This is a genomic window from Streptomyces sp. NPDC048604, from assembly GCF_043199435.1.
Lineage (GTDB): Bacteria > Actinomycetota > Actinomycetes > Streptomycetales > Streptomycetaceae > Streptomyces.
Genome location: NZ_JBICVX010000011.1, coordinates 278547 through 301029 on the forward strand (window position 1 = coordinate 278547; position 22483 = coordinate 301029).

The following is a 22483-nucleotide window of genomic DNA, read 5'->3' on the forward strand; positions in this document are numbered from 1 at the left end:
GAACGCCGCCCGGCGGCCGACGGGTCGTCATGTGAACGCGCGCCGAACGACAGGTCGACACGGCCGCCGGTCCGGGCGGACGGGGGCGTCGTGCAGCTTGCCGCGACGCCCCCGCCGCCCGCCCTTTCACAGGACGGGAATCGTCACTTCCCGCTCTCGTGATGCATGGTCAGGCACAGTGCCCAGACGTCGGAGTAGGTGTTCGGCGAGGGTGATCCCCCTGCGTGGATGTCGGCCGTCCAGTACGCCGCCGAGCGGGACCCGTCCGTGACCGGGTTGCCGTCGGAGTCGCTGGGGAAGCTCCCGTTGAGGTGGGTTCCGCCCGAGCCCGCCTTGGTGAAGCCGGTCGTCGTGGTGTTGCCTCCACCGGCGGCGGCGCCCCCGCTGATCAGGATGCCCCGGTCTCCCTTTGCGCCAGGGCGGCGACCTCGCCAGTCGGACTCCTGCCCGTGGTCGTCGGCGCAGCCGACCGTCGCCGTCCGGCCCGTGCCGCCCTCCGTCGGGCCGGCCACGTCGCGGTGGTGGACCCTCGTGCTCATGCCATGGGTGTTGACGCGGTCCCCGCTGCAAATGGCGTACGCGTACGTCGTGTTGTCGGCGTTGCCGTGTCCACCGCCGATCCCGCCGACGGCGGTCCAGGAGTCGGGGCGGGTCTCTCCGTCGGCAGCGGCCCTGCGGCCGAAGTCGTGTGCGGCGTCGTTGTAGGTGGGGAAGCTGGCGATCGGCTTGAGGCTGCCCACGCTGGCGGGCGTGCTGCGGGCGCCGCCGCCGAGCAGGATGGTGCCGGTGGGACAGGTCGCCGTGACGATCTTCGCCGACTGCGGGGCGGTGGGCCCGGCGATCCGGTTCATGACGACCTGGGTGTGCCGGATCCGTGGGGTGGAGAGGCACACCGCGTACGAGGTGGTGGAGAAGGCGGGGCTGGCGTTGCCGCCGCTGCCGCCGAACGCGAGCCAGTGCCTGACGTCGGTGCCGACGACCCCGGTCGGGCCGTCGTACTCGGTGAGGCCGTCGGGGCTGGGAGCCGTGCCCAGCACGTGGTTGCCGTTGCGCGTCGTGTCGGTGCCTATGGTCTGGCTGACGCCGCCTCCGGAGACGAGCCCGTCGGCGCAGTCCGCGCGGGACGAGACACCGGTGAAGGTGGTCGCGGGGCCCGTGGTGGGTCCGGGGGTCGACACGGTGGTGTCCGCGACGTCGGCGTAGGCGATGTGGGGCACGGCCAGGGCGAGCAGGGCGCCCGGGACCAGCACCTTCCCCGGGAGGGAACGGCGCAGGGACTTCTTGTTCATGGTGTTCTGTCTTTCTGGAGGGAGCGCGCGGCTGACGGTGACTCAGACCCCGTCGTCGGCGCAGAGCGCCCAGACGTCGGAATAGGTGTCGGGCGAGTTGCCGCCGCCGGTGTGGGTGAAGGCCGTCCAGGACGATGCCGTGGTGGTCCCGTCGCTCACGGGATTGGCGCTGGAGTCGCTGGGGTAGCTGCCGTTGAGGTGGTCGCCGCCCGATCCCGGCCCGGTGAAGTCGGTGGTGGTCACGTTGCCCCCGCTGATGGCGGCGCCCCCGCTGACCAGCTTCCCGTCGGAGCCGCCGCAGGTGACCGTCGCCTTCAGGCCCGTGCTGCCGGCGGTCGGGCCGCTCACCTCGCTGTGGCGGACCTTCACGGTGGCGCCGCCGACGTTGATGCCGTTGCCGCTGCAGATCGCGTAGGCGAAGGTCTGGTTACCGGCGTTGGCGTTGTTGTCCCACCCGACGGCGCTCCAGGAGTCGGGGTTGGTCGCTCCGTCTGCCGCGGCCTTCCGGCCGTAGTTGTGCGCGCTGTCGTTGAAGGTGGGGAAGCTCGCGATGGCCTTGTAGGAGCCGGTGTTGTCCGGCGTGACCAGTGCGCCGCCGCCGAGCAGGCGGGTGTTGGCGGGGCAGGTCGCCGTCACGAGGCCCACCGTCGACCCGCTGGTCGGCGCGTTGACCTTGTTCATGACGACCTGGGTGTGGTTGATCAGGTTGCTCGTGAAGCACATCGCGTACGGGGTGCTGGAGAAGGAGGAGTTGATCTGGCCTCCGCTTCCGCCCTTCCCGATCCAGTACGTCACGTCGGTGCCGACCACGCCGGTGGAGCCGGTGTACTCGGTGGAGCCGTCGGAACTGGGCTCGGTGCCGAGCACGCGGTTGCCGTTCACCCCGGCGCCGGTGCCGATGGCCTGGTTGATCCCGCCGCCGGAGATCAGGCCGCTGCTGCAGTGGGCGCTGGTCGTGATCGACGAGCCGGTGGTCGTGGGTCCGAGGGTGGCCCCCGGGGTCTTCACGGTGACGCTCACGGTGTTGGCGTACGCCATGCCCGGCGTGGCCACGGCCAGGACCGCGCCGAGGGCCAGTGCCCTTCCCAGGGCGGGCAGGCGCAGCAGTCGTCTTGTCATCGGGTTCCGTCCTTCTGATGGTCGGCACGACGGCGGCTGCGGGACGAAGGACGGTTCGCAGGCAGCGCCGTACGGGGAGGGGAGCTGATCTCGGGCTCGTACGTCGACGGGTCGGTCGGCGCCGGCGTGGGTCCGGCCTGCTCGGTGGTGAGCGCTCGGCATCAGGGCCGGCAAGAGCCCGCGCGATCCCGCAGCGAGGGTCACCCGTGCGTACGCAGACACGGACTGTAGCAGCGCAGAAGGGTCACTTCTACAGCTGATTTCACTGATTCAGCTTGCATACGAGGATCAGGCACTCCGAAGCCCGTGGCCGTCGGGGCGCCGGGACGGTCAGCGCAGCAGGTGGCCGACGAGGTAGCCGAACGCGTTGACGGCCCAGTGCAGGCCCATGGGGGCCAGCAGGCTGTCGCTGCGGCGACGCAGTTCGCAGAGCAGGACGCCGGCCACGCCCGTGAACAGCACCGCCGCCGAGACCGCCAGGGCGGCCCCGACGTCGGAGTGACCGAAGACGCCGGTCAGGGTCGGCTTCGCGGTCGCCAGGTGCAGCGACGGCAGCACGTGCCAGAGGCCGAACAGCAGGCTCGACACCGCCGTCGCCCACACCGCCCCGCGGTCGCGGCGCACCAGGCCGTAGAGCACGCCGCGGAACGCGATCTCCTCCACCAGGACCGTGCCGACAGGGACCAGGACGAGGACGCGCAGCATCACCTCACCGCCGTCCATCCCCGCGTACCGCCGGTCCTCGAACAGCATCCTGGTCGCCGGCAGCAGCGCCCCGGCCAGGTAGACGAGGCCGACCAGGCCGATCAGGGCCAGCGCCCACCGGGCGCCCCGGGCCAGTGTGTCCGGCGCCAGACCGACGTCCGCCCGAGTGCCGCCGGCCCACCGGAGCACCCCGAGCAGTACGCCGCTGACCACGACGGCCGTCACCGCGCCCCACAGGCCCGTCCAGTGGTGCAGGGTCAGGTTGGCGGCGACGAGGACGGCGACCGTGACGCCCACGGCCGTCCACGTACCGATCGGCCCCGGTCGCCGGTCCCGCCAGGAGCCGGCCGCACGGCGGCTCCCTTCCTCGCGCCGCCCGGAGCCCTCGCCCCACGCCATCAGGTGCCTCCCGGCACGGCTCAGCGCCGGTAGGTTCCGGTCAGGGTGCCCGAGGCCAGTTCCCGGCCTTTCAGGGCGCGGTGGACGTCCGCGGCGCCCGGGTGGTTGTGCAGGGGCAGCGGCTCGGTCAGGGCGTGCAGGCTGAAGACGTAGCGGTGCGGGCCGTGGCCCGGCGGGGGCATCGGTCCTCCCCAGCCCACGCGCCCGAAGCCGTTGGGCCAGGGCAGGCCTCCCTGGGGTTTCTGGCCCTCCGTCACCCCGGTGGTGACGGGATCGATGCCGGTCACCAGCCAGTGGAGGAAGGTCGCTCCCGGCGCGTCGGGGTCCTCGCAGAGGAGTACCAGTTCCGTGGCGGCGACGGGTACGCCCGACCAGGTCAGGGGCGGTGAGAGGTTCTCGCCCTCCCCGCTGTACCGACGCGGGATGACCGTTCCGTCGTCGAACGCCGTGCTGCTGAGTTCCATTCCGCTCATGCGCGCCGCCCTACCCGGTCCGGCGCTCCCGGCACCGCTCCGCGGCGCGAACCCCCCGTTCGGTCGAGCCCGTCGTCCGCCGTGCCCCTCGGCAGATGGCGCAGGGCGAGGAGGCCGAGTGCGGCGTGGAGGACGCCCGCGACGGCGGCGGCGGCGTGCAGACCGGTGACGAAGGCGGACTTCGCCTCGCCGATCACCGCGGCCGTGAGACCGGGGATCTTGAGCGTCTCGTCGAGGGTGCCGGCGAGGTCGGGGCCCTGGAGCCGGAAGACCAGGGCGGCGAGCGAGCCGAGGAGCGCTATGCCAAGGGCGTTGCCGATCTCGTTGGCGGTCTCGGCGATCGCGGCGGCCGACCCGGCGCGCTCCGCGGGAACCGCGGCGACGGCGGTGTCGGCGACGACGCTGAAGGAGACGCCGTAGCCGATGCCGGCGACGACGGTGGAGGTCACGTACCAGCCGATGCCGTCGGACAGGTCGGTGGACAGGAGGAGGAACATGCCTGCGGTGATGAGGAAATGGCAGGTGATGAGCGCTGCCCGGGTGCCGATGCGTGCGAGCAGGGCCGGGGTGACGATGCAGGTGACGGTGAGCACGGCCGCGCCGGGGAGCGCGACGAGCGCCGCGTCCAGGACGGTGAGACCGAGGACGGACTGGAGGTAGACGCCGCCGAGATAGGCCGTCGCCGACCATGCGGCCAGCGGCAGCAGCCCGGTGACGGCCGCGATCGTGAACACCCGGTCGCGGAAGAGCGAGAAGTCGATCAGCGGGTGTTCGAGACGGAGCTGCCGCCGGACGAACCATCCCAGGACTGCGACTCCGGTGATCCCGGCAGCCGTCGAGGTCGCGGCCGGCCCCTCCGCGGCAGCGTCCTTGACCGCGTGGACGGTCAGCAGGATGCCCGCGGCGGAGAGCACGACGCTCAGGACGTCGATGCGGCCGGTCCCGGTGGCGCGTACCTCGCGGAGCAGGAGCGGGGCCAGGACGAGGAACAGCACGACGACGGGGACGTTGATCAGGAAGACCGAGCCCCACCAGAAGCTGTTCAGCAGCTGTCCACCGATGATCGGGCCGATGGCGAAGCCCGCGGCGAAGGTCGCCGCGAAGACGCCGATCGCCCTCGCCCGCTGCCGCGGCTCGGTGAACAGTTCGCTCAGTACCGCGAGGGCGGACGGCAGCAGCGTGGCCCCGGCCACGCCCATCAACGCCCGGGCGGCGATCAGCAGTTCCGGACCGGTGGCGAACGCCGCGCCCGCCGAGGCGGCGCCGAACACCGCCGCGCCGGTCATCAGCAGCTTCCGCCGCCCGTACCGGTCGCCGATGTTCCCGAACGCGATGAGCAGGGACCCGACGGCGAATCCGTACACGTCCAGGATCCACAACGCCTGATGGACGGTCGGCGACAGTGCTTCGGAGACCTTGGGCATCGCCAGGAACAGGACCGAGCCGTCCATCGCGACCAGCAGTACGGGGCCGAGCACCACGAGCAGGCCGAGCCATGCCCGCGGACCCGGTGAGGGGGAAACACGCTGTTCGTTCATGCCCCTGACGGTGCGCCACCGTCAGGAGCGGCAGCGATCCCCGCGTCGTGGGTACACCCGGCAGGGACACCCTGGCACCGGCCGCGACGCCTACGCTCGGGGTCATGGTCATGGAACTGGAGAGCCTCGGGGCCTACCTCAAGACCCGCCGCGGCCGGGTCACGCCCGTCGACGTCGGGCTGCGCACGTACGGCACCACCCGCCGCGTGCCGGGGCTGCGCCGCGAAGAGCTCGCCCACCTCGCCGGCGTGAGCGCGGGCTACTACACGCGGCTGGAGCAGGGCCAGGCCGGTACGGCCTCGCGACAGGTTCTCGACGCCCTCGCCGGCGTGCTCCGGCTCGATCCGGCCGAGACGGCCCACCTGCACAACCTCGCCGGGCAGCCCGCCGCACCGCGCCTGGTCCGTCCCCGCCCCGAGAAGCCACACCCCCGCGTACTGGCGCTCCTGGCCTCCCTCGGCGAAACCACACCGGCCGTCGTGCTCGGCCGCCGCGGTGACGTGCTGGCGTGGAACCGCTCCGGGCATGCCCTCGTCGCCGCACACGTCGGCTTCGACGGGCCCGCCGATCCCGCGCGACGGCCGTCCGTCCCCCGGATGTTCTTCCTCGACCCCCTCGCGCGCGACCTGTACCGGAACTGGGCGGAGCTCGCCCGCATCCATGTCGCCTATCTGCGGCTCACCGCCGGCCGGTACCCCACCGACGCCCGGCTGGCCGAACTGATCGGCGAGCTCTCCATGCACAGCCGCGAGTTCGCGATGCTGTGGGCCAAGGGCGACGTCGCGGACTGCACCGTGGGCACCATGCTCCTGCGCCACCCGACCGTGGGGCGGCTCGACGTCGACTACCAGGTGTGGCTCCAGCCCGAGAGTCCCGACCACCGGCTGGAGGTCTACACCCCGAACGACGCCGCCTCGACCGACGCGCTGCGCCTGCTGTCCGCCCGCTGACGCACTCCGGCGTCGGCGACACGTCGGCCGGCCGCGCCGTCAGACGTCCTGGATGCGCCGGAAGGGGCGGTCGGCCTCCAGCGCGAACGCGACCTCCAGCAGGGCCCGTTCGCCGCCGGGGCGGCCGGAGAACATCACGCCGATGGGCAGGCCGTCGTCCGTCGCGTGTGCCGAGGGCAGCGAGAGCGACGGGGTGCCGACGACGTTGTCGACCGGCGTGAACGCCACGTACGCGAGGATCCGCTCGATCAGCGTCGGGTAGGGGACGGTCGGGCTGAGGTGACCGATCGGCGGGGTGGTGTGGGCGAGTACCGGGGAGAGGATGAGGTCGAGCCCGCGGAACGCCGCCGCGTACGCCTCCCTGGTGCGCCTGAGCCTGCGCAGCACGCCCGGAGTGCGCCGCCAGTTCCGCAGGTAGGTCTCCCGCAGCCCCTGGCTGAGGCCGTCCATCCGGCGCCGGTCGAAGCCTGCGCCGAGGGTCCGGCCGCCGGCGGCGACGAGGAACGACAGCATGCCCCAGTAGGTGAGGAAGTCGTCGGTGAAGCGCGGGTCGATGGCCGGTTCCACGGGCTGCACGGTGTGGCCGAGTCGTTCGAGCGCGGTGGCGGTGTCGGTGACGGCGGCCCGGGTGGCGGCGTCGGACCGCACGCCGCTCGGCGAGTCCAGCAGGAGCCCGATGCGCAGCCGCCGCCCGGAGGGGCCTTCGACCAGGCCCAGGCGCGGCAGCTTGGGGTTGCGCCAGTACGTCTCGGCGGCGGCGAGGAATGCGGCGGTGTCCCGCACGGAGCGGCTCACGATGCCGTCCGAGACGATGTCGAGCGGCAGTTGGCGGCCCTGCGCGTTCGGCACGACCCTGCCGCGGGTCGGCTTCAGGCCGACGAGTCCGCAGCAGGCGGCGGGGATCCGGATCGAGCCGCCGCCGTCGTTGGCGTGCGCGATCGGCACCGCGCCGGCGGCGACCAGCGCCGCGCTGCCGCCCGACGAACCACCCGCGGAGTAGCCGGTGTTCCACGGGTTGCGCACGGGTTCGGCGTCCTCGTACTCGGTGGACGGGCTGAACCCGAACTCGGGCAACCGGGTCTTGCCGAGGACCGTGACGCCGCTGCTGAGGAACTGCCGCGCGAACGGCGCGTGCCGCCGCGCCGCTCTTGGGGTGAAGGCCGCGCTGCCGTGGCCGGTGGGCAGTCCGAGGTAGTCGGTGTTGTCCTTGACGAAGGTCGGCACGCCGGCGAAGACACCGCCCGCCCCGGCAGCCCCGGCCGGGGCGTCGACGCGCAGCTGCACCGCGTGGAGCCGCGCCTCGACCGCCCGTACCCGCTCGGCCGCGTCCCGGGCGGCCTCGTCGGCGCCGACCTCGCCCCGCCGGATCGCCGCGGCGAGACCGACGGCGTCGTACTCCCCCAGGGCGTCGTCCCGGAAGGCGTGCACCGTGGTCCGTTCCTCGAAAGTCGTCACCGCTGCCTCAGCCCCCGGCCGTGAAGGTGGTCTTTCCTCCATCATTCCTTACCCGCCAGTAACACGCGAGAGCCCCGAACCGCGCCCGAACGCGACCGAGTGGCAGATGCCGCCACCGGGCCGGCGAACACGCAGGTCAGCGGCGTATCCGGCGGGGCGTCAAGTGGCGCAACAATCCAGCAACACCACCTTCCCTATCGGATGGCTATGGTTCGAGCCATGCCGCCCACCGACCGCATCCGAGAGCACGCCGGCCAAGGCGCCGCGACCACGGTCGCCGCCCACCGCAGCCGGCGCAGGCTGCGCGCCGACCGGGCCAGGCAGCTCGCCGACCTGCTCCGCCGCCAACTCCTCACCGGCGCCTTCCTCGACGGCGCACTCCCCCACGAATCGACCCTCGCCGCCGACTACCGCACCTCCCGCAACACCGTCCGCCAGGCGCTCGACCTGCTGCGCACGGAAGGCCTCGTCGAGCGCCACCCCGGCGTCGGCACCCTGGTCGTGGCCCGGAAGTACCCCCACGGCCTCGACCGCCTGATGGGCCTCGCGGAAACCCTCCGCGAACACGGCCGGGTCACCAACGAGGTCCGCTCCATGGGCCCCGTCCCGGCTCCCGCCCCCGTCGCCGAACGCCTCCGGCTGCCGACCGGCGCCGACGTCCTGTACATCGAACGCCTGCGCCGTCTGAACGGTCTCCCCCTCTCGCTCGACCTCACCTACGTCCCCCTGGACATCGGCGCCGCGCTCCTCGCCGCGGACCTGGAGCACACCGACGTCTTCCGCCTCCTGGAGGCGGCCACCGAACTGCCGCTCGGCCACGCCGAGATCACCCTGGAGGCCGTCGCCGCGGACGCGCACTCCGCCGCCGTGCTGCAAGCCCCCCAGGGCGCGGCCGTCCTGATGCTGGAACGCCTCACGCATCTGTCGGACGGCCGGCCCGTCGACCTCGAGTTCATCCGCTTCCGCGGCGACCGCATCACGATGAGCGGCCTGCTGCACCGCACCGTCTGACACCCCCGAACCGACACCCCTGCAAGAGCTCGACCTTCCCTGGAGACAGCCATGCCCTTGGCGCCCCAGCGGGCCGACGTGCCCGTGACCATCGACGAGTCGAAGTGCATCGACGGCTGCACGCTCTGCGTGGACATGTGCCCGCTCGACTCCCTCGCCATCGACGTCAGCAACGGCAAGGCGTACATGCACGTCGACGAGTGCTGGTACTGCGGCCCTTGCGCGGCCCGCTGCCCCACCGGGGCCGTCACCGTCAACATGCCCTACCTGCTCCGCTGAAAGGCCCGAACTCCCATGAGACACACGGCAGTCACCCTCGCCACAGCCGCTCTGCTGCTCCCTCTGACCGCCTGCGGAGGCACCGCCGAGGAGGGCAGCGGCTCCACGGTCACCGTCACGGTGGGGTACCAGTCCAAGACCATCAACACGGTCACCGCCGGCACCCTCCTGCGCTCCCTCGGCTCCTTCGAGAAGCAGCTGAAGGCCCTTGGCGACGGCAGGACGTACAAGGTCGAGTGGCAGGACTACGCCACCGGCGCCCCCATCACGGCCCAGATGACCGCCGGGAAGATCGACATCGGCTCGATGGGCGACTTCCCGCTGCTCATCAACGCGGCCCGCGGCAAGCAGCTGGGCAGGCCCACGCACCTGGTCTCGGTCACCGGGTACAACCTCAAGGGCGGTCTGAACACGGTCGTCGTCGCGCCGGACTCCCCGCTCGCCTCCCTGAAGGACCTGCGGGGCAAGAAGGTGTCCACGAGCGTCGGCTCCGCCGCCGACGGCACCCTCGTACGGGCACTGCAGCGGGCGGGCATCGACCCGGGCAAGGGCATCGAGAAGCTGAACCAGCAGCCCGCGGTGGGAGCCTCGGCCCTCTCGGCGGGCAGCGCGGACGCGCTGTCGCAGTTCGTCGCCTGGCCGGGTCTGCTCGCCCACCAGGGCAAGGCGAAGGCGCTGTACGACGGAGCCCAGCTGAACCTGCCCACCTTCCACGGCGTCACCGCCCGCGAGGACTTCGCCGAGCAGCGCCCGGCCGTGCTCGAGGCATTCCTGAAGGCCCAGGCCGAGGCGACCGACTACCTGAACGCGCATCCGGTGGCCGCCGCCGAGAAGGTCGCCGAGGCCACCGGCCTGCCCGCCGAGGTCGTGTACCTCTACAACGGCGCCCACGGCATCGCCACCTTCGACCCGGCCGTCAAGCCGCAGCTCGTCTCGGCGCTCAAGCAGGACGTGTCGGTGCTCAAGGCGGCCAAGCTGACCGGCGACATCGACGTGGACGCCTTCGTCGACGACCGGTACGTCAAGAAGGCCCTCGGCCCCGGCTACGCCCGGCGGCTCGCCGCCGGTCCGCCCGCCGCCGCGAGCGAGGCCTGGCCGAAGGGCGCCGCGCAGACCCTGAGCTTCCCCTCCCCCCGCCGGCTCCTCGCCCACGTCGCCCGGAACAGGAACGGCATCCGCGCGGCCTACGTGCCCGACGCCACCACCGGCACCCTCTGGTTCGCCGACAAGGCCGTCTGGGTGGCGGACGGCGAGCAGCTGCTGCCCTTCGTCGCCCCGGCCACGGCGCAGAGCTACGTGGCCGGTCACCGCGGCGCCCGGGTGATCACGTACGCGGACGCCCTGGGCCGGGCCTCATGAGCCGCTACCCCCGGCGAGCGGGACGGCTCGCCCTGCGGGCCGCCTCGCCCGTGGCCGCTCTGGGTCTGTGGCAGCTGCTGACCACGCTCGACGTCGACGTCTGGCTGCGCTTCTCGCAGTTCCCGACGGTGGCCGACGTGGCCCGGGCCTTCGCCGGGCGACTCTCCGGCCCCGACTACTGGACCGACCTCACCAGCAGCCTGACCCGCATCGTGACCGGCTTCCTGCTCGCCGCCGTCCTCGGCGTGGCCACCGGCATGCTCGTGGCCCGTTCGCGGCTCGCCGAGGACCTGCTCGGTCCCGTCCTGGAGGTGGTGCGGCCCGTCCCGGCCATCGCCATGGTCCCCGTCGCCATCCTGCTGTTCCCCTCCAACGAGCAGGGCATCGTCTTCATCACCTTCGCCGCCGCCTTCTTCCCCGCGCTGGTCTCCACCCGGCACGCGGTGCGCGCGCTGACGCCCGTATGGGAGGAGGCGGTGCGGACCATGGGCGGCGGGCGGTGGCGGATCCTGCGTTCCGTCGTCCTGCCGGGCGCGCTGCCCGGCGTCTTCGGCGGCCTGTCCGTCGGCATCGGTGTGTCGTGGATCTGTGTGATCTCCGCCGAGATGATCTCCGGCCAGTACGGCGTCGGGTACCGCACCTGGCAGGACTACACGGTCGTCGACTACCCGGGCGTCTTCGTCGGCATGGTCACCATCGGCGTGCTCGGCCGGCTCACCTCCACCGCCGTCGAACTGATCGGCCACCGCCTCACCCGCTGGCTGCCGCGCACCTCCTACGTCCCCGGCGCCCGGCCCCGGCCGGCCCGGCCCTCGGTTGCGCCGTCCCCCGCCGTGTCCGCCGCCGTACCCGCCAAGGCCCAGGAGGCACACGATGAGCACCTCGTCTGACACCCGACCGGCCGAGGCGGAGACCGAGCCGGCGACCGCGCGCGGCACCCGCCTCACCCTGCGCGGCGCCGCGCTCGGCCGGCCGGACGCCCCGGCCCTGGCCGATGTCGCGCTGGACGTCGCCGCCGGCGAGATCCTCGCCGTCGTCGGCCCCTCCGGCTGCGGTAAGTCGACACTGCTGCGCACCTTCGCGGGGCTGCTGCCTGCGCTGGCCGGGGCGGTGGAACAGGACGGCCGGCCGGTGACCGGACCGAGTGCGGACCGGGCGCTGGTCTTCCAGGAGGACGCCCTGCTGCCCTGGCGCAGCCTGCGCGCCAACGTCGAACTCCCCCTCGCCGTCCAGGGCGTGCCCCGCGCGCGGCGCAGGGAGGAGGCCGAGGGCTGGCTGGAACGCGTCGGACTCGCCGACCTGGCCGGGCAGTTGCCGCACCGCGTCTCCGGCGGGCAGCGTCAGCGCGCCCAGCTGGCCCGCGCCCTCGCCGGACGCCCGCGCGCCGTCCTCATGGACGAACCCTTCGGCGGGCTCGACGCCCAGACCCGTGCCGGCATGCAGGACCTGCTGGTGGAGGTGCTGCACGGCACCGGCGCGACCGTCGTCTTCGTCACCCACGACGTGGGCGAGGCCCTGTTCCTCGGCGACCGCGTGGCCCTCCTCGGCGCCGGCCGCCTCATCGCCGTACGGGACGTGCCGCGTCCTCGCGAGCGCGCCGCCCACGACGATCCGGCGCGCGCCGCCCTGCGGCGCGACATCCTCACGTCACTCGCTTCCTGAAAGGCAACTGGTGGACACCCTTCTGGAGATTCCGGCTCTCACCGACGCGGAGGAGTTGACCTGCGACGTCCTCGTCATCGGCGGCGGAACGGCCGGCACCATGGCAGCGCTGACCGCCGCCGAGCGCGGCGCCGACGTCCTGCTGCTGGAGAAGGCCCACGTACGCCACTCCGGCGCACTCGCCATGGGCATGGACGGCGTCAACAACGCGGTCGTCCCGGGCCGTGCCGAACCCGACGACTACGTCGCCGAGATCACCCGCGCGAACGACGGAATCGTCGACCAGAGCACCGTCCGCCAGACCGCCGTCCGCGGCTTCGACATGGTGCGGCGGCTGGAGTCGTACGGGGTGAAGTTCGAGAAGGACGAGCACGGCGAGTACGCGGTCCGCCAGGTCCACCGCTCCGGCTCGTACGTACTGCCGATGCCGGAGGGCAAGGACGTCAAGAAGGTCCTGTACCGGCAGCTGCGGCGGCGCGAGATGCGCGAACGGATCAGGATCGAGAACCGGGTGATGCCGGTGCGTGTGCTGACGGCCGGAGGCCGCGCCGTGGGAGCGGCGGGATTCCACACCCGTACGGGCTCGTTCGTCGTCGTCCGGGCGGGCGCGGTGATCCTCGCGACCGGCGCGTGCGGCCGGCTCGGCCTGCCGGCGTCCGGCTACCTGTACGGCACGTACGAGAACCCGACCAACGCGGGCGACGGCTACGCGATGGCGTACCACGCGGGCGCCGAGCTGACGGGTATCGAGTGCTTCCAGATCAACCCGCTGATCAAGGACTACAACGGCCCGGCCTGCGCCTATGTCGCCAATCCCTTCGGCGGCTACCAGGTGAACCGGCACGGCGAGCGATTCGTCGACTCCGACTACTGGTCGGGGCAGATGATGGCGGAGTTCGCGGCCGAGGTGGCGTCGGACCGCGGCCCGGTGTACCTGAAGCTGAGCCATCTCCCGGAGGAGTCGGTCACGGCCCTGGAGTCGATCCTGCACTCGACCGAGCGCCCCACCCGGGGCGCCTTCCACGCGGGCCGCGGCCACGACTACCGCACCCACGACGTCGAGATGCACATCTCCGAGATCGGCCTGTGCGGCGGCCATTCGGCCTCGGGAGTACGGGTGGACGAGCACGCCCGCACGACCGTCCCCCGCCTGTACGCGGCCGGCGACCTGGCCTGCGTGCCGCACAACTACATGATCGGCGCGTTCGTGTTCGGCGATCTGGCGGGCGCGGACGCCGCACAGTACACGCCGTACGAAGGGGAACTCCCCGCCGGCCAACTGCGCGAGGCGCACGAGCTGATCTACCGCCCGCTGCGCCGTCCCGACGGCCCGCCACAGCCCCAGGTCGAGTACAAGCTGCGCCGCTTCGTGAACGACTACGTGGCTCCGCCCAAGTCCGGCGCCCGGCTGTCACTCGCCCTGGATGCCTTCGAGCGCATGCGGGCCGACATCGCCGCGATGGGTGCGCGCACCCCGCACGAACTCATGCGCTGCGCGGAGGTCACGTTCATCCGCGACTGCGCGGAGATGGCCGCGCGAGCCTCCCTGGCCCGCACCGAGTCCCGCTGGGGCCTCTACCACGACCGCGTCGACCATCCCGAACGGGACGACGCGTCCTGGTTCCACCACCTGGATCTGCGCAAGTCGCCGTCGGGCGCAATGGAGTTCACAGCTCGCCCCGTCGCGCCGTACCTGGTTCCGGTCCACGGCTTCGCCCCGGCCGGCGGCCCCTCCCGTCACCTCGGCGAGGTCCACCCGGAGAACGTGGCGACGGCGGGCGGGCGCGAGACGGCCCCGGTGGCGGTACGGCAGGAGCCCGCCGCCGACGCCACCACCGCCGCCCTCGCCCGTCCGGGCGAGAACGCGGAGACGGCGGCCACACCGCGCCTCCTCGAACTCCTCGCCCTCACGGATGCCGAGCCCGAACTCCCCGCGCTCGAGACCTACTTGAACGACCCGGAGCCCGCTGTCCGCCGCACCGCCATCGCCGTCCTGACGGAGACCGCACCGCCGGGAACGGGACCGGCGCTCGCCGCGGCGCTCGGCGACACCGACGCGAGCGTCCGCGCCGCGGCGGCCGCCTCGCTGCGTGAACTCACCGAGACCCTGACACCGGACCCGGTCCTGCGCGACCGCCTCGTCGCCGCCCTCGCCGCGACCGATCCCGACGTCCGTGCGGCCGCCCTGGACGTCCTGCGCGGACTGCGCGCCGGCGGCGTGGACCTGTTCGCGGCGTCCCTTTCGGACTCCGACGTCGCCGTGCGCGTCGCGGCGGTGCGCGCGCTCGTGTCGGTCGACGCCCTCGCGGAACTCGCCCGCGCGGCGCGTACCGATCCGGCTCGCGAGGTCCGCGTCACGATCGTCAAGGCCCTGGCCGGCCTGGCCCCGGGGCCGGACCCGGACGTCCTCCCCTCGGTCCTCGCCGAACTGCTCGACGATCCCGACGCCCTGGTGCGCGGGGCGGCCTACGAGGCCCTGGGCACGACCGGCTGCCCGACCCCCCTGGCCCGGCACGCCGAGTCGGCCCTGTCCGAGCCCTCCTGGCAGGTGCGGGCCGGCGCGGCGACCGCCCTGTCCGCCGCGGACCCCGGCGTGGCCGTCCCCGCCCTCGCCCAGGCCCTCGCCGACCCCAACGCGGACGTCCGCAAGGCCGCCGTACTGGCCCTGGCCCGGCACCGCGCCACCGAGGCCGCCCGAGCGGCCCTGACCGGTGCCACGGCGGACTCGGACGCGGACGTCAGGGCCTTCGCGGCACGGGCCCTGTGAGCGTCAGACCGCGAAGCCGGCCGACGATGACGATGGGGCCACGTCTGCCGGGTCCAGCTTGAAGATCGCCACCACTTGGTAGGCCATCCGACGATTCCTTTCGTAGGTCCTGGGACGGGCCGCGGTTCGCCTGTCGGTCAGCTCGACGCACCGGCGAACATGCCGGGCTCGTACGAGCCCCCCGGGTTGTGCACGATCACGTTCATCCGGGTGGCCGCGTTGATCAGGGAGACCAGGCAGACCAGCGCACCGACCGGGTCGTCGTCGTAGTGCTCGCGCACCTCGGCCCACGTCTCGTCGGACACGCCGTTGTCGCCGAGCCGGGTGCCTTCCTCGGCGAGCGCCGGCGCGGCCCGCTCGGCCTCGGTGAACACGGTGCTGTGCCGCCAGGCGGCGACCAGGTTGAGCCGGAGCGCGGTCTCACCGGCGGCGGCGGCCTGCTTGGTGTGGACGTCGACACAGAAGCCGCAGCCGTTGCTGCTCGACATCCTCGCGCCGGACGTCGTCCTGCTGACCGACGGCGGCGGAGTCGTGCAGGCCGCGCCGGCACCCGTCGTGGGGGCTGGCCAGGTGGCCCGCGTGCTGGGCAGGATCGCCGCCGCGATGTCGCTGCATCCGACACAGGTCAACGGCGACCCGGCGCTGCTCGTCCGACTGGACGGCGAGATCGACACCGTCATGGCGATGCGCATCGACGACGGCCTCATCACCGCGCTCTACGCCGTGCGCAATCCCCAGAAGCTGTGGCGTCTGGAGCGGGAGACCTCGTTGCGCCGCTGAGCCCGAGGCCGGCGCCTCCGATGCCGGAATTCCAAGGACGGTGCTACGCCGGGTCGCCGGCCACCCGGAACCCGATGTTGCCGGTCGAGCTGTCGGCCGTGTTGGAGCTGCGGGCGGCCACCCGGTAGCGGTTGCAGTAGGAGTCGTGGCACAGGTAGGAGCCGCCGCGCATCGCCCGCGAGCTCTCGTCGTCGGGGGCGAACCGGCCCGCGCACCACTCCCACACGTTGCCGACCGTGTTGTAGAGCCCGAAGCCGTTGGGGCGGAAGGACTTCACGGGAGCGGTTCCCGCGTAGCCGTCGGCGGCGGTGTCGAGGTCGGGGAACTCGCCCTGCCAGATGTTGCACATGTGGCGGCCGCCGGGCGTGAGTTCGTCGCCCCACGGGTAGCGGCGCTGCTCAAGTCCGCCGCGGGCCGCGTACTCCCACTCGGCCTCGGTGGGCAGGCGGGTGCCGGACCAGGCGCAGTATGCCTGGGCGTCGTTCCAGGACACGTGGACGACGGGGTGGTTCTGCCGGTCGCTGACGTGGGAGCCGGGCCCCTCGGGGCGGCGCCAACTGGCCCCGTCCACCGCCCGCCACCAGGGGACTGCGGCAACCGGCGGGGAGATGGCGGCGACCGGACCGGAGAGGAAGGCGCCGAAGGTGAAGGAGAAGCCGAAGCGTTCGGCCTCGGTGACATGCCCGGTCGCTTTGACGAACGTGGCGAACTGCGCGTTGGTCACGGCCGTGGCCGCGATCCGGAAGGGCTCCACGGCCACCTCGCGAACCGGCCCCTCCGCGTCCGCGGGGAAGCCCTCCGGATCGTCGGTGCCCATGAGGAAGCGGCCGCCGGGCAGGCTGAGCAGCTGCCGGGCCACCCGGGACGGCGGGAGCGGGGGGCGGGGCGGTGCGAGGGTAGTCACGGGGGCGTGGGCGGCGTGACCTGGGGTGCAGCAGGTGGACATGACGGCTCCGTGGGAACGAGGGGTGGCCGGCACCCGCGTCTCGCGACACGGGTGCCGGCCGGGGACACCGCGTGCGGGTCAGGCCACGCGGTCGGCGGCGAGCTGTGCGGCCAGGGCGGGGATGCCCAGCGCCTGCTCCTCGGCCGGTGTGGCCTGGTACAGCTTGTTGGCGAGCTGGTACGGGTCGTTCGCCAGGTCGTAGTACTCGCGGAACTTCACCTGGCCGGTGCCGGAGACCGTGCCGTTCGCGTCGGTCGTGAGGTCGTAGTACTCCGTGTACTGCTTGTCCTTGGCCACGTACGAGGACCAGGTGGGCGCCCCGCCGGTGCCGGTGCCCTGCTTCCACCACTCGACCAGGAGGTGGTCGCGGTTGTGGGAGGAGAGCAGGGACCTGCCGTCCTGCGGGTCGCTCGGGGTGATGCCCGCCGCGTCGAGGATGGTCGGCGCGATGTCGATGTTCGCGACGATGCGGTTGTCCACCGTCCCCGCTCCGCGCCCGCCGGCGGGCCAGGAGAGGTAGAACGGCACCTCGTGCGCCGGGCGGTAGGGCACGGACTTCGCGGTCCAGCCGTGATCCCCCCAGCTGAAGCCGTTGTCGCCGATGTAGATGACGAGGGTGTTGTCCAGCTGCCCCAGGGCCTGGAGCTTGTCCTTGAAGGCCTGCACCGCGTCGTCGACCGAGAGCAGGGTACGCAGCTGCTCGGCGCGGATGGCCTGGCCGTCGGCGAGGGTGCCGGTGGCGTTCTTGATGTACGCCGGCTTGTCGCTGCGGTCGTTCTCGGGGACGGAGGGGCGGCCGTTCCAGTCCGGGACCGGGGTGCCGGCGTACTTCGCCTCGGGGGTGCGCGGGCCGTGGGACGCGTAGGGCGTGACGTACGCGAACCAGGGCCGGGGGTCGGTGGTGGCCTTGGAAAGGAAGTTGAGCGTGCGGTTCTTGACGACGGTGGTGGTGTAGCCGTTGATCGTCTGGACGGTGCCGTTGACGTTCCACTGGGCGTCGACGTATCCGGGCTGGAGGAGGGCGAACTCCTCGAAGTGCGGCGGATTGTCCGCCAGGGCCCAGGAGTTGAGATACTTGCCGAACAGGCCTGTGCGGTAGCCCGCCTGCTTGAGGTACTTCTGCACGGTGGTGCTCTGGTCGAGCGCGTGCGAGGCGCCGTTGTTGCGGACGCCGTGGTTGTGGGCGTGGCGGCCGGAGAACACGCTGGAGCGCGAGGGCGAGCACAGCGGGGTGGTGACGTGGCCGTTGCTGAACTTCACGCCCTGGTCGGCGAGCCAGGCGACGGTCTTGGGCAGGGCCCACTCGGTGTGCTTGGGCTGGTCGTCGGTGACGATCAGCAGGATGTTCGGCCGGCCGGCGGCAGCGGCGGGGCGGGCTCCGGCTATCTGTGCCAGGCCGGGTACGGCGGTCGCGGCCGCCGCGGCGGCGGCGCCGCCGAGAAAGCCTCTGCGGCTCACCGGCGGGCGTCGGTTCTCGCTCATGATGTCCATTCCTCCTGGGTGCGTCACGCATGGGGGCACAGCGGAAGAACCGACGGCGCGGAGCCGTCGGCCGCGGTGCGGAAGGGGAAGAGACGGGAGTCAGGCGGGGGCGCCAGGTGGGGATCCCGTACGGGAAGAGGGCGCGTTCAGCGCGCCGGGGCGACCGTACACAGAGCGCTGGCCACACGCCCGTGGTCGACGTGGCGGCGCGCAGTGAGGATTCCTGCTGCCATGCCCACGACAGTAAGTGAAGCGGAACCGCCGTTCCATGTACGGCGGATGAAATGAGCGCCGAAGGCTCGGAGGACGCCGGCTAACGCGTCACGCGGTAGCGGAGGTAGACGACTCTCGAGCTGAAGGTGCGGGTCTCGACGAGTTCGAGATCCACCCGCCGCTCGCTTCGGGGAAAGTACGGGATGCCGCCGCCGACCAGCACGGGGTAGACCATGGTCCGGTACTCGTCGATCAGATCCAGTGCGGCCGCCTCGGCGGCGAGGGTCGCGCCGCCGATCGCGATCTCGCCCTCCCCCGGCTCGGCCCGCAGCCGCTCGATCTCCTCCGCCAGGGTGCCGGAGGCCAGGCGGGCATGGCCCTGCACCGCCGACAGCGTGGTGGAGAACACCACCTTGGGGAGCGGATTCCAGAGCGCGATCCACTCGCGCTGGTCGTCGTCGAGCGTCGGATCCTGGTCGGCGGTCTCCCAGTACAGCATCGTCTCGTACAGCTTTCGTCCCAACAGGTGGACGCCGACGTCTCGGATCTCGTCGATCCAGAAGCGGAAGACGTCGTCGCCGGGGACCGTCCAGTCGAAGCCGCCGTCCGGCCCGACGATGTAGCCGTCGAGCGAGACGCCCATCGAATAGGTCACCCTGCGCATCAGAAAGCCTCCTCGGGACCGGCGTCGACAGTATGTGACCACCGGACACCGCGGGACTCGTCGCGGCGCGCCGGACCGTCAACGGCTCATCGGCGTTGCCACTCCTCTGCCAGAAGTCGGTAGGAGCGGACCCGGTCGGCGTGGTCGTGGGTGATGGTGGTGACGATCAGTTCATCGGCGCCGGTGGCTTCCTGGAGTTGTTCGAGCCGGTCCGCGACCCGCCCGGGTGAGTCGACGAACTGGGTGTCGACGCGGTCGGCGACCGGGGCGCGGTCCGCCTCGGTCCAGGCGTGGGCGCGGGCCTCGTCCGGGGTCGGGAAGGGGATGGCGCCTTCGGCGGTGCGGATGCTGCGGACCCATGGGCCGTAACCGGCGGCCAGCTCGCGGGCGGCCTCGTCGTCCTCGGCGACGACGACGTCGGCGGAGACGCTGACGTACGACTTGTCGAGGTGGTCGGAGGGCTGGAACGCGGCCCGGTAACCCTCGGCGGCCTCCAGCACGGTGGCCGGGCCCGCGAACGACTCGAACTCGATGTGGCTGCCCGCCCGGGGGTCGCTCCACACGGTGGTGTTGTTGACGCCGGGGAAGTGTGCCGCGAGGAGGATCTGCTTCGGCGGCTTGCCGGTGGTCGGGTGCGTCATGGCGGTACGACTCCTCCTGCGGCTCAGACGGCGACGGCGTGGCGGTTCGCGGGGCGGGCGAGTCCGAGCAGCCCCCGGAGGGTGTCCGCCTCGTAGGCGTGCCGGAAGGCGCCTCGGCGTCGGAGTTCGGGGACCAACCCCCGGGTGATCTGTTCCAGGTCATGGCCGATCACGCCCGGGCGCAGCCGGAAGCCGCTCAGGCCGGCCCGGCGCAACTCGAGGAGCAGGTCGGCGAGTTGCCGGGGCGCACCCGTGAACACCTCGGCGTCGCCGGTGTAGACGTAGCCCGCGAGGTCGTCCAGGCGGGCCTTGCGGTCCTCCGCCGCCGCGGGATCGTCGCCCAGGAACACGACCAGGTCGCCGAAGATGTGCAGCCGCTCCCCCGCCCGCCCTGCGGCGGCCTGTCCGGCACGTATCTCGGCGACGATCGCGCAGGCATGGTCGGTGTCGCGAGGGGTGACGTACCCGGGTGCCTTCCTGATCGACCGTATGTGATCACCGGCCCTCGTACGGAGGGCTCGATGGCGGGGAACGGGTCAGGAACGACAGAGGGCGCCGGCCACCCGTCGCAGATCGATGTGGGTCCGGGAGTACAGGCGGACGCAGCCGCGCGCGACGAGAACCGCGGCAGCGGGGACGAGCACACGGGAGACGGGGGACACCACCGTCACCACCGGCACCTCCGCTCTTCCGTCCTGTTCGCGCTGCTCGTGCCTTGCGCTGCTCTTGCTGCTCGGGTCGGGGCCCGCCGCGCTCCGGCACGACGGGCCCAGGTTCTCGCAGCCTAGGCGGATCCGGACGGGCGAAGGTGGAGAGCGTGTTGCGGCTCCATGAATCCGTCCGCATGCTCCTGGCGGGGCTGCGCGGCCGCCCCGCCCGCGACGTGGGCACCCCAGTCCAGGATCTGCACGGCCGCCCCGGCGGCCTCCGACCCCCTGCAGTGGGCGTGGTGGCGGCGCGCGATGCCGTCGAGGTCGAGGGGGCGGCCGAAGGCGGGTCGGGCGGCCAGTCTCCGTGCGTAGGCCCACAAGTGCGGGTGGTCGGCGATGCGGTGGACCGCGGCGGCGTCCAGGTGCTGGCGGTGCACGGTGTCGAGCTGGACCAGGGTCACCCACAACTGCACGTCGGCGGCGGTGATTTCGTCGCCCAGGAGGAAGTCGTGGTGGGCGAGCCGCCACTCCAGCGAGCCCAGGGCGCGGAGCAGGCAACCGAGGGCGGACCGACGCGCGGCGGCGTCGACGCCGGCCTGACCGGCCTGCTGTGCGGCTTCGTTGATGCGGTGCTCGCAGAGGTGCTCGACGGCCTCGATCTCCGTCTCTGCGCCGTGCGGGTACAGCGCGGGCCGGTCAGGGTCGTCACCCGCGAAGCGCCGGGCGAGGTCGCTCAGGATGTCCGGGGCGTGCGTGCTGACGATCCGTCCCGTCCAGGTGTCGCTCAGCACCGGCGCGGCGGCCGGTCCGGGATGCCGGTGCGCACTGGCCTCGTACAGGGGGCGCAGCGCGGAGTGTCCGCCGTCGGGCCTGTCGGGCACGGCCGGCAGCAGCACCACGGGGAGGGTCTCTTCCAGGCCGAGCAGGCTGTGGGTGATGGCGATCCGCAGACAGCGGGGGCAGGACGGCGTGAGGTGGAGGCGGTATCGGCGCGGCACGGCGGGGTAGCCGCTGCTCGCGTCACGGCCGATCCTGCCGCGGAACGACGGCAGCGAGGGCAGAGGCAGGGGCGGGTGAGACGGCGCGGTGGTCAGGGGTGCGGCGGGCATGAGTCTCCCTGGGTGTCCAAGTCCGGCTTCCGGTTCTCAGAGGTGCGTCGAGTGGCGCACGTGGGGCACCCACGTACCGTGGGCGCCGCCGGTTCGGCGCCGGGGACTCGTTGCGCTGCAGACACGCAGGAGATCGATGTGGCGGCGGGAGGTCAGGAGGAGCAGCGGCGGGCGGCCCGCGCGCGCGGCGCGGCCGGCGGCGACCCGCTCCCGACACTCCATGATTTCCTACCCGCCCACTAGGGATTCTGTACTGGAGTGTCGGGCGACGTCCTCACGTCGTCAAGAGGGAGCGCGCGCATCCGGCCCGCCGTCTCATTCTCGTTCTCCTTGCTCCACTCGACCAGCAGCTTCTCCTGGTTCGTGCCGCTGCTCACGGCGACGGTCCTGCCCGCCACGTCCGCGGGCCCGGTGGCCTTCAGGCCACTGCCCTTCCTCGCCTCGAAGCCCAGGTTGTCCTCGCGGTAGGTGGCGAAGTACGAGGGCCGCGGCCAGTCCCAGCGCGGCGGCGGTGGTGCGGCGGGTGATCGAGGTGGGCATGGGTGTGCTCCTTGCTCGGCGGATCTGAGGTGAGGGGTGGTCAGGGGACCTGGTCAAAGGACGTGGTCGGAGGACGTGGTCGGAGGACGTGGTCAGAGGACGTGGTCAGAGGACCTTGGAGAGGAAGGCGCGGGTGCGCTCGTGCCGCGGGTCGTCGAGGACGGCCGTCGGCGGGCCCTGCTCCACGACGACGCCGCCGTCCATGAACACCACGGTGTCGGCGACCTCGCGGGCGAAGCCGATCTCGTGCGTCACGACGATCATGGTGGTACCGGTGCGGGGCAAGTCCTTGATGACGTCGAGGACTTCGCCGACCAGCTCCGGGTCGAGCGCCGAGGTGGGCTCGTCGAAGAGCAGCACCTTCGGTTCGAGGGCGAGCGCGCGGGCGATGGCCACGGCCGCGCGCTGCCGCCCACACCCCTGCAGAGGCTCAGGATCCGTCTGGGCGGTGT

The 22483-nt window shown here is 72.5% G+C and carries 19 protein-coding genes and 5 pseudogenes; 8 read left to right on the forward strand and 16 right to left on the reverse strand.

All coding sequences use genetic code 11. The features are described 5' to 3' along the window. Nucleotides 1–143: 143 nt before the first annotated feature. The 5 genes from ACGFMM_RS23595 to ACGFMM_RS23615 form a co-directional block, all read right to left on the reverse strand. The gene (locus tag ACGFMM_RS23595; RefSeq protein WP_393648393.1) at nt 144–1289 is read right to left on the reverse strand and encodes a hypothetical protein; all 1146 of its coding nucleotides are present in this window, start codon (nt 1287–1289) and stop codon (nt 144–146) included. Between the two features lie 42 nt (nt 1290–1331). After that, complete coding sequence (locus ACGFMM_RS23600; RefSeq protein ID WP_393648394.1) at nt 1332–2408, reverse strand: hypothetical protein; 1077 nt, start codon at nt 2406–2408, stop codon at nt 1332–1334. Nucleotides 2409–2738: 330 nt separating this feature from the next. Beyond that, nucleotides 2739–3512, reverse strand: coding sequence for a CPBP family intramembrane glutamic endopeptidase (locus ACGFMM_RS23605; protein WP_393648395.1), 774 nt, complete (start codon nt 3510–3512; stop codon nt 2739–2741). Between the two features lie 20 nt (nt 3513–3532). After that, complete coding sequence (locus ACGFMM_RS23610; protein WP_393648396.1) at nt 3533–3985, reverse strand: YbhB/YbcL family Raf kinase inhibitor-like protein; 453 nt, start codon at nt 3983–3985, stop codon at nt 3533–3535. Next, nucleotides 3982–5523 carry an MFS transporter gene (locus ACGFMM_RS23615; protein WP_393648397.1) on the reverse strand — a complete coding sequence of 514 codons (1542 nt, stop codon included), beginning with the start codon at nt 5521–5523 and terminating at the stop codon, nt 3982–3984. Before ACGFMM_RS23615 ends, ACGFMM_RS23610 begins: the two co-directional genes overlap by 4 nt. A 104-nt stretch (nt 5524–5627) precedes the next feature. Between ACGFMM_RS23615 and ACGFMM_RS23620 the strand changes: the two genes are divergently transcribed. Then, nucleotides 5628–6473 carry a helix-turn-helix transcriptional regulator gene (locus ACGFMM_RS23620; protein WP_393648398.1) on the forward strand — a complete coding sequence of 282 codons (846 nt, stop codon included), beginning with the start codon at nt 5628–5630 and terminating at the stop codon, nt 6471–6473. Nucleotides 6474–6512: 39 nt separating this feature from the next. Here the strand turns inward: ACGFMM_RS23620 and ACGFMM_RS23625 are convergent, their stop codons facing one another. After that, the gene (locus ACGFMM_RS23625; RefSeq protein ID WP_393648399.1) at nt 6513–7928 is read right to left on the reverse strand and encodes an amidase; all 1416 of its coding nucleotides are present in this window, start codon (nt 7926–7928) and stop codon (nt 6513–6515) included. 219 nt (nt 7929–8147) lie between these two features. Here ACGFMM_RS23625 and ACGFMM_RS23630 point away from each other — a divergent pair, with 219 nt between their 5' ends. Genes ACGFMM_RS23630 through ACGFMM_RS23655 form a run of 6 tightly spaced genes read left to right on the forward strand, consistent with a single transcriptional unit; the run spans nt 8148 to nt 15006 of the window. After that, on the forward strand, nt 8148–8939 hold the full coding sequence (locus tag ACGFMM_RS23630) for a GntR family transcriptional regulator (RefSeq protein WP_393648400.1): 792 nt from the start codon (nt 8148–8150) through the stop codon (nt 8937–8939). A 51-nt stretch (nt 8940–8990) separates the two neighbouring features. Next, entirely contained in the window at nt 8991–9218 is a 228-nt protein-coding gene (locus ACGFMM_RS23635; RefSeq protein ID WP_393648401.1) for a ferredoxin family protein, read from the forward strand. A 15-nt stretch (nt 9219–9233) separates the two neighbouring features. Beyond that, entirely contained in the window at nt 9234–10577 is a 1344-nt protein-coding gene (locus ACGFMM_RS23640; protein WP_393648402.1) for an ABC transporter substrate-binding protein, read from the forward strand. Then, entirely contained in the window at nt 10574–11467 is an 894-nt protein-coding gene (locus tag ACGFMM_RS23645) for an ABC transporter permease (protein ID WP_393648403.1), read from the forward strand. Before ACGFMM_RS23640 ends, ACGFMM_RS23645 begins: the two co-directional genes overlap by 4 nt. Beyond that, nucleotides 11451–12239, forward strand: a complete 789-nt coding sequence (locus ACGFMM_RS23650) for an ABC transporter ATP-binding protein (protein ID WP_393648404.1) — start codon at nt 11451–11453, stop codon at nt 12237–12239. Before ACGFMM_RS23645 ends, ACGFMM_RS23650 begins: the two co-directional genes overlap by 17 nt. Before the next feature lie 10 nt (nt 12240–12249). After that, entirely contained in the window at nt 12250–15006 is a 2757-nt protein-coding gene (locus tag ACGFMM_RS23655; RefSeq protein ID WP_393648405.1) for a fumarate reductase/succinate dehydrogenase flavoprotein subunit, read from the forward strand. 137 nt (nt 15007–15143) lie between these two features. Here the strand turns inward: ACGFMM_RS23655 and ACGFMM_RS23660 are convergent, their stop codons facing one another. Then, nucleotides 15144–15599 carry a carboxymuconolactone decarboxylase family protein gene (locus tag ACGFMM_RS23660; RefSeq protein WP_393648428.1) on the reverse strand — a complete coding sequence of 152 codons (456 nt, stop codon included), beginning with the start codon at nt 15597–15599 and terminating at the stop codon, nt 15144–15146. Here ACGFMM_RS23660 and ACGFMM_RS23665 point away from each other — a divergent pair. Beyond that, a pseudogene (locus tag ACGFMM_RS23665) lies at nt 15484–15786 on the forward strand (RNA polymerase subunit sigma-24); the annotation flags it as partial. The gene ACGFMM_RS23660 and the pseudogene ACGFMM_RS23665 overlap by 116 nt on opposite strands. A 43-nt stretch (nt 15787–15829) precedes the next feature. Here ACGFMM_RS23665 and ACGFMM_RS23670 read toward each other — a convergent pair. From ACGFMM_RS23670 to ACGFMM_RS23710, 9 genes and pseudogenes are all read right to left on the reverse strand, one after another. Then, the gene (locus ACGFMM_RS23670) at nt 15830–16732 is read right to left on the reverse strand and encodes a formylglycine-generating enzyme family protein (RefSeq protein WP_393648406.1); all 903 of its coding nucleotides are present in this window, start codon (nt 16730–16732) and stop codon (nt 15830–15832) included. A 78-nt stretch (nt 16733–16810) separates the two neighbouring features. Continuing rightward, nucleotides 16811–18214 (reverse strand): sulfatase, encoded by a 1404-nt coding sequence (locus tag ACGFMM_RS23675; RefSeq protein WP_393648407.1) that lies wholly within the window; start codon nt 18212–18214, stop codon nt 16811–16813. A gap of 313 nt (nt 18215–18527) precedes the next feature. Further along, nucleotides 18528–19091: a dihydrofolate reductase family protein gene (locus ACGFMM_RS23680; RefSeq protein WP_393648408.1), complete on the reverse strand. Its 564-nt coding sequence runs from the start codon at nt 19089–19091 to the stop codon at nt 18528–18530. Nucleotides 19092–19177: 86 nt separating this feature from the next. Beyond that, nucleotides 19178–19600 (reverse strand): annotated as a pseudogene (locus ACGFMM_RS23685) (LLM class flavin-dependent oxidoreductase); the annotation flags it as partial. Between the two features lie 155 nt (nt 19601–19755). After that, nucleotides 19756–20199: pseudogene (locus ACGFMM_RS23690) on the reverse strand (FMNH2-dependent monooxygenase); the annotation flags it as partial. Nucleotides 20200–20268: 69 nt separating this feature from the next. Further along, nucleotides 20269–20412: a putative leader peptide gene (locus ACGFMM_RS23695; RefSeq protein ID WP_393648409.1), complete on the reverse strand. Its 144-nt coding sequence runs from the start codon at nt 20410–20412 to the stop codon at nt 20269–20271. A gap of 104 nt (nt 20413–20516) precedes the next feature. Continuing rightward, nucleotides 20517–21491 (reverse strand): glutathione S-transferase C-terminal domain-containing protein, encoded by a 975-nt coding sequence (locus ACGFMM_RS23700; protein WP_393648410.1) that lies wholly within the window; start codon nt 21489–21491, stop codon nt 20517–20519. Between the two features lie 323 nt (nt 21492–21814). Further along, nucleotides 21815–21967: pseudogene (locus ACGFMM_RS23705) on the reverse strand (ABC transporter substrate-binding protein); the annotation flags it as partial. Nucleotides 21968–22136: 169 nt separating this feature from the next. After that, nucleotides 22137–22439 (reverse strand): annotated as a pseudogene (locus ACGFMM_RS23710) (AAA family ATPase); the annotation flags it as partial. Between the last annotated feature and the right edge of the window lie 44 nt (nt 22440–22483).

Excerpts from the sequence above, each read along its gene's own strand:
- ACGFMM_RS23595 (WP_393648393.1), bottom strand. The coding sequence starts at position 1,289 with ATGAACAAGAAGTCCCTGCGCCGTTCCCTCCCGGGGAAGGTGCTGGTC.
- ACGFMM_RS23600 (WP_393648394.1), bottom strand. The coding sequence starts at position 2,408 with ATGACAAGACGACTGCTGCGCCTGCCCGCCCTGGGAAGGGCACTGGCC.
- ACGFMM_RS23605 (WP_393648395.1), bottom strand. The coding sequence starts at position 3,512 with ATGGCGTGGGGCGAGGGCTCCGGGCGGCGCGAGGAAGGGAGCCGCCGT.
- ACGFMM_RS23610 (WP_393648396.1), bottom strand. The coding sequence starts at position 3,985 with ATGAGCGGAATGGAACTCAGCAGCACGGCGTTCGACGACGGAACGGTC.
- ACGFMM_RS23615 (WP_393648397.1), bottom strand. The coding sequence starts at position 5,523 with ATGAACGAACAGCGTGTTTCCCCCTCACCGGGTCCGCGGGCATGGCTC.
- ACGFMM_RS23620 (WP_393648398.1), top strand. The coding sequence starts at position 5,628 with ATGGTCATGGAACTGGAGAGCCTCGGGGCCTACCTCAAGACCCGCCGC.
- ACGFMM_RS23630 (WP_393648400.1), top strand. The coding sequence starts at position 8,148 with ATGCCGCCCACCGACCGCATCCGAGAGCACGCCGGCCAAGGCGCCGCG.
- ACGFMM_RS23635 (WP_393648401.1), top strand. The coding sequence starts at position 8,991 with ATGCCCTTGGCGCCCCAGCGGGCCGACGTGCCCGTGACCATCGACGAG.
- ACGFMM_RS23640 (WP_393648402.1), top strand. The coding sequence starts at position 9,234 with ATGAGACACACGGCAGTCACCCTCGCCACAGCCGCTCTGCTGCTCCCT.
- ACGFMM_RS23645 (WP_393648403.1), top strand. The coding sequence starts at position 10,574 with ATGAGCCGCTACCCCCGGCGAGCGGGACGGCTCGCCCTGCGGGCCGCC.
- ACGFMM_RS23650 (WP_393648404.1), top strand. The coding sequence starts at position 11,451 with ATGAGCACCTCGTCTGACACCCGACCGGCCGAGGCGGAGACCGAGCCG.
- ACGFMM_RS23670 (WP_393648406.1), bottom strand. The coding sequence starts at position 16,732 with ATGTCCACCTGCTGCACCCCAGGTCACGCCGCCCACGCCCCCGTGACT.
- ACGFMM_RS23675 (WP_393648407.1), bottom strand. The coding sequence starts at position 18,214 with ATGAGCGAGAACCGACGCCCGCCGGTGAGCCGCAGAGGCTTTCTCGGC.
- ACGFMM_RS23680 (WP_393648408.1), bottom strand. The coding sequence starts at position 19,091 with ATGCGCAGGGTGACCTATTCGATGGGCGTCTCGCTCGACGGCTACATC.
- ACGFMM_RS23700 (WP_393648410.1), bottom strand. The coding sequence starts at position 21,491 with ATGCCCGCCGCACCCCTGACCACCGCGCCGTCTCACCCGCCCCTGCCT.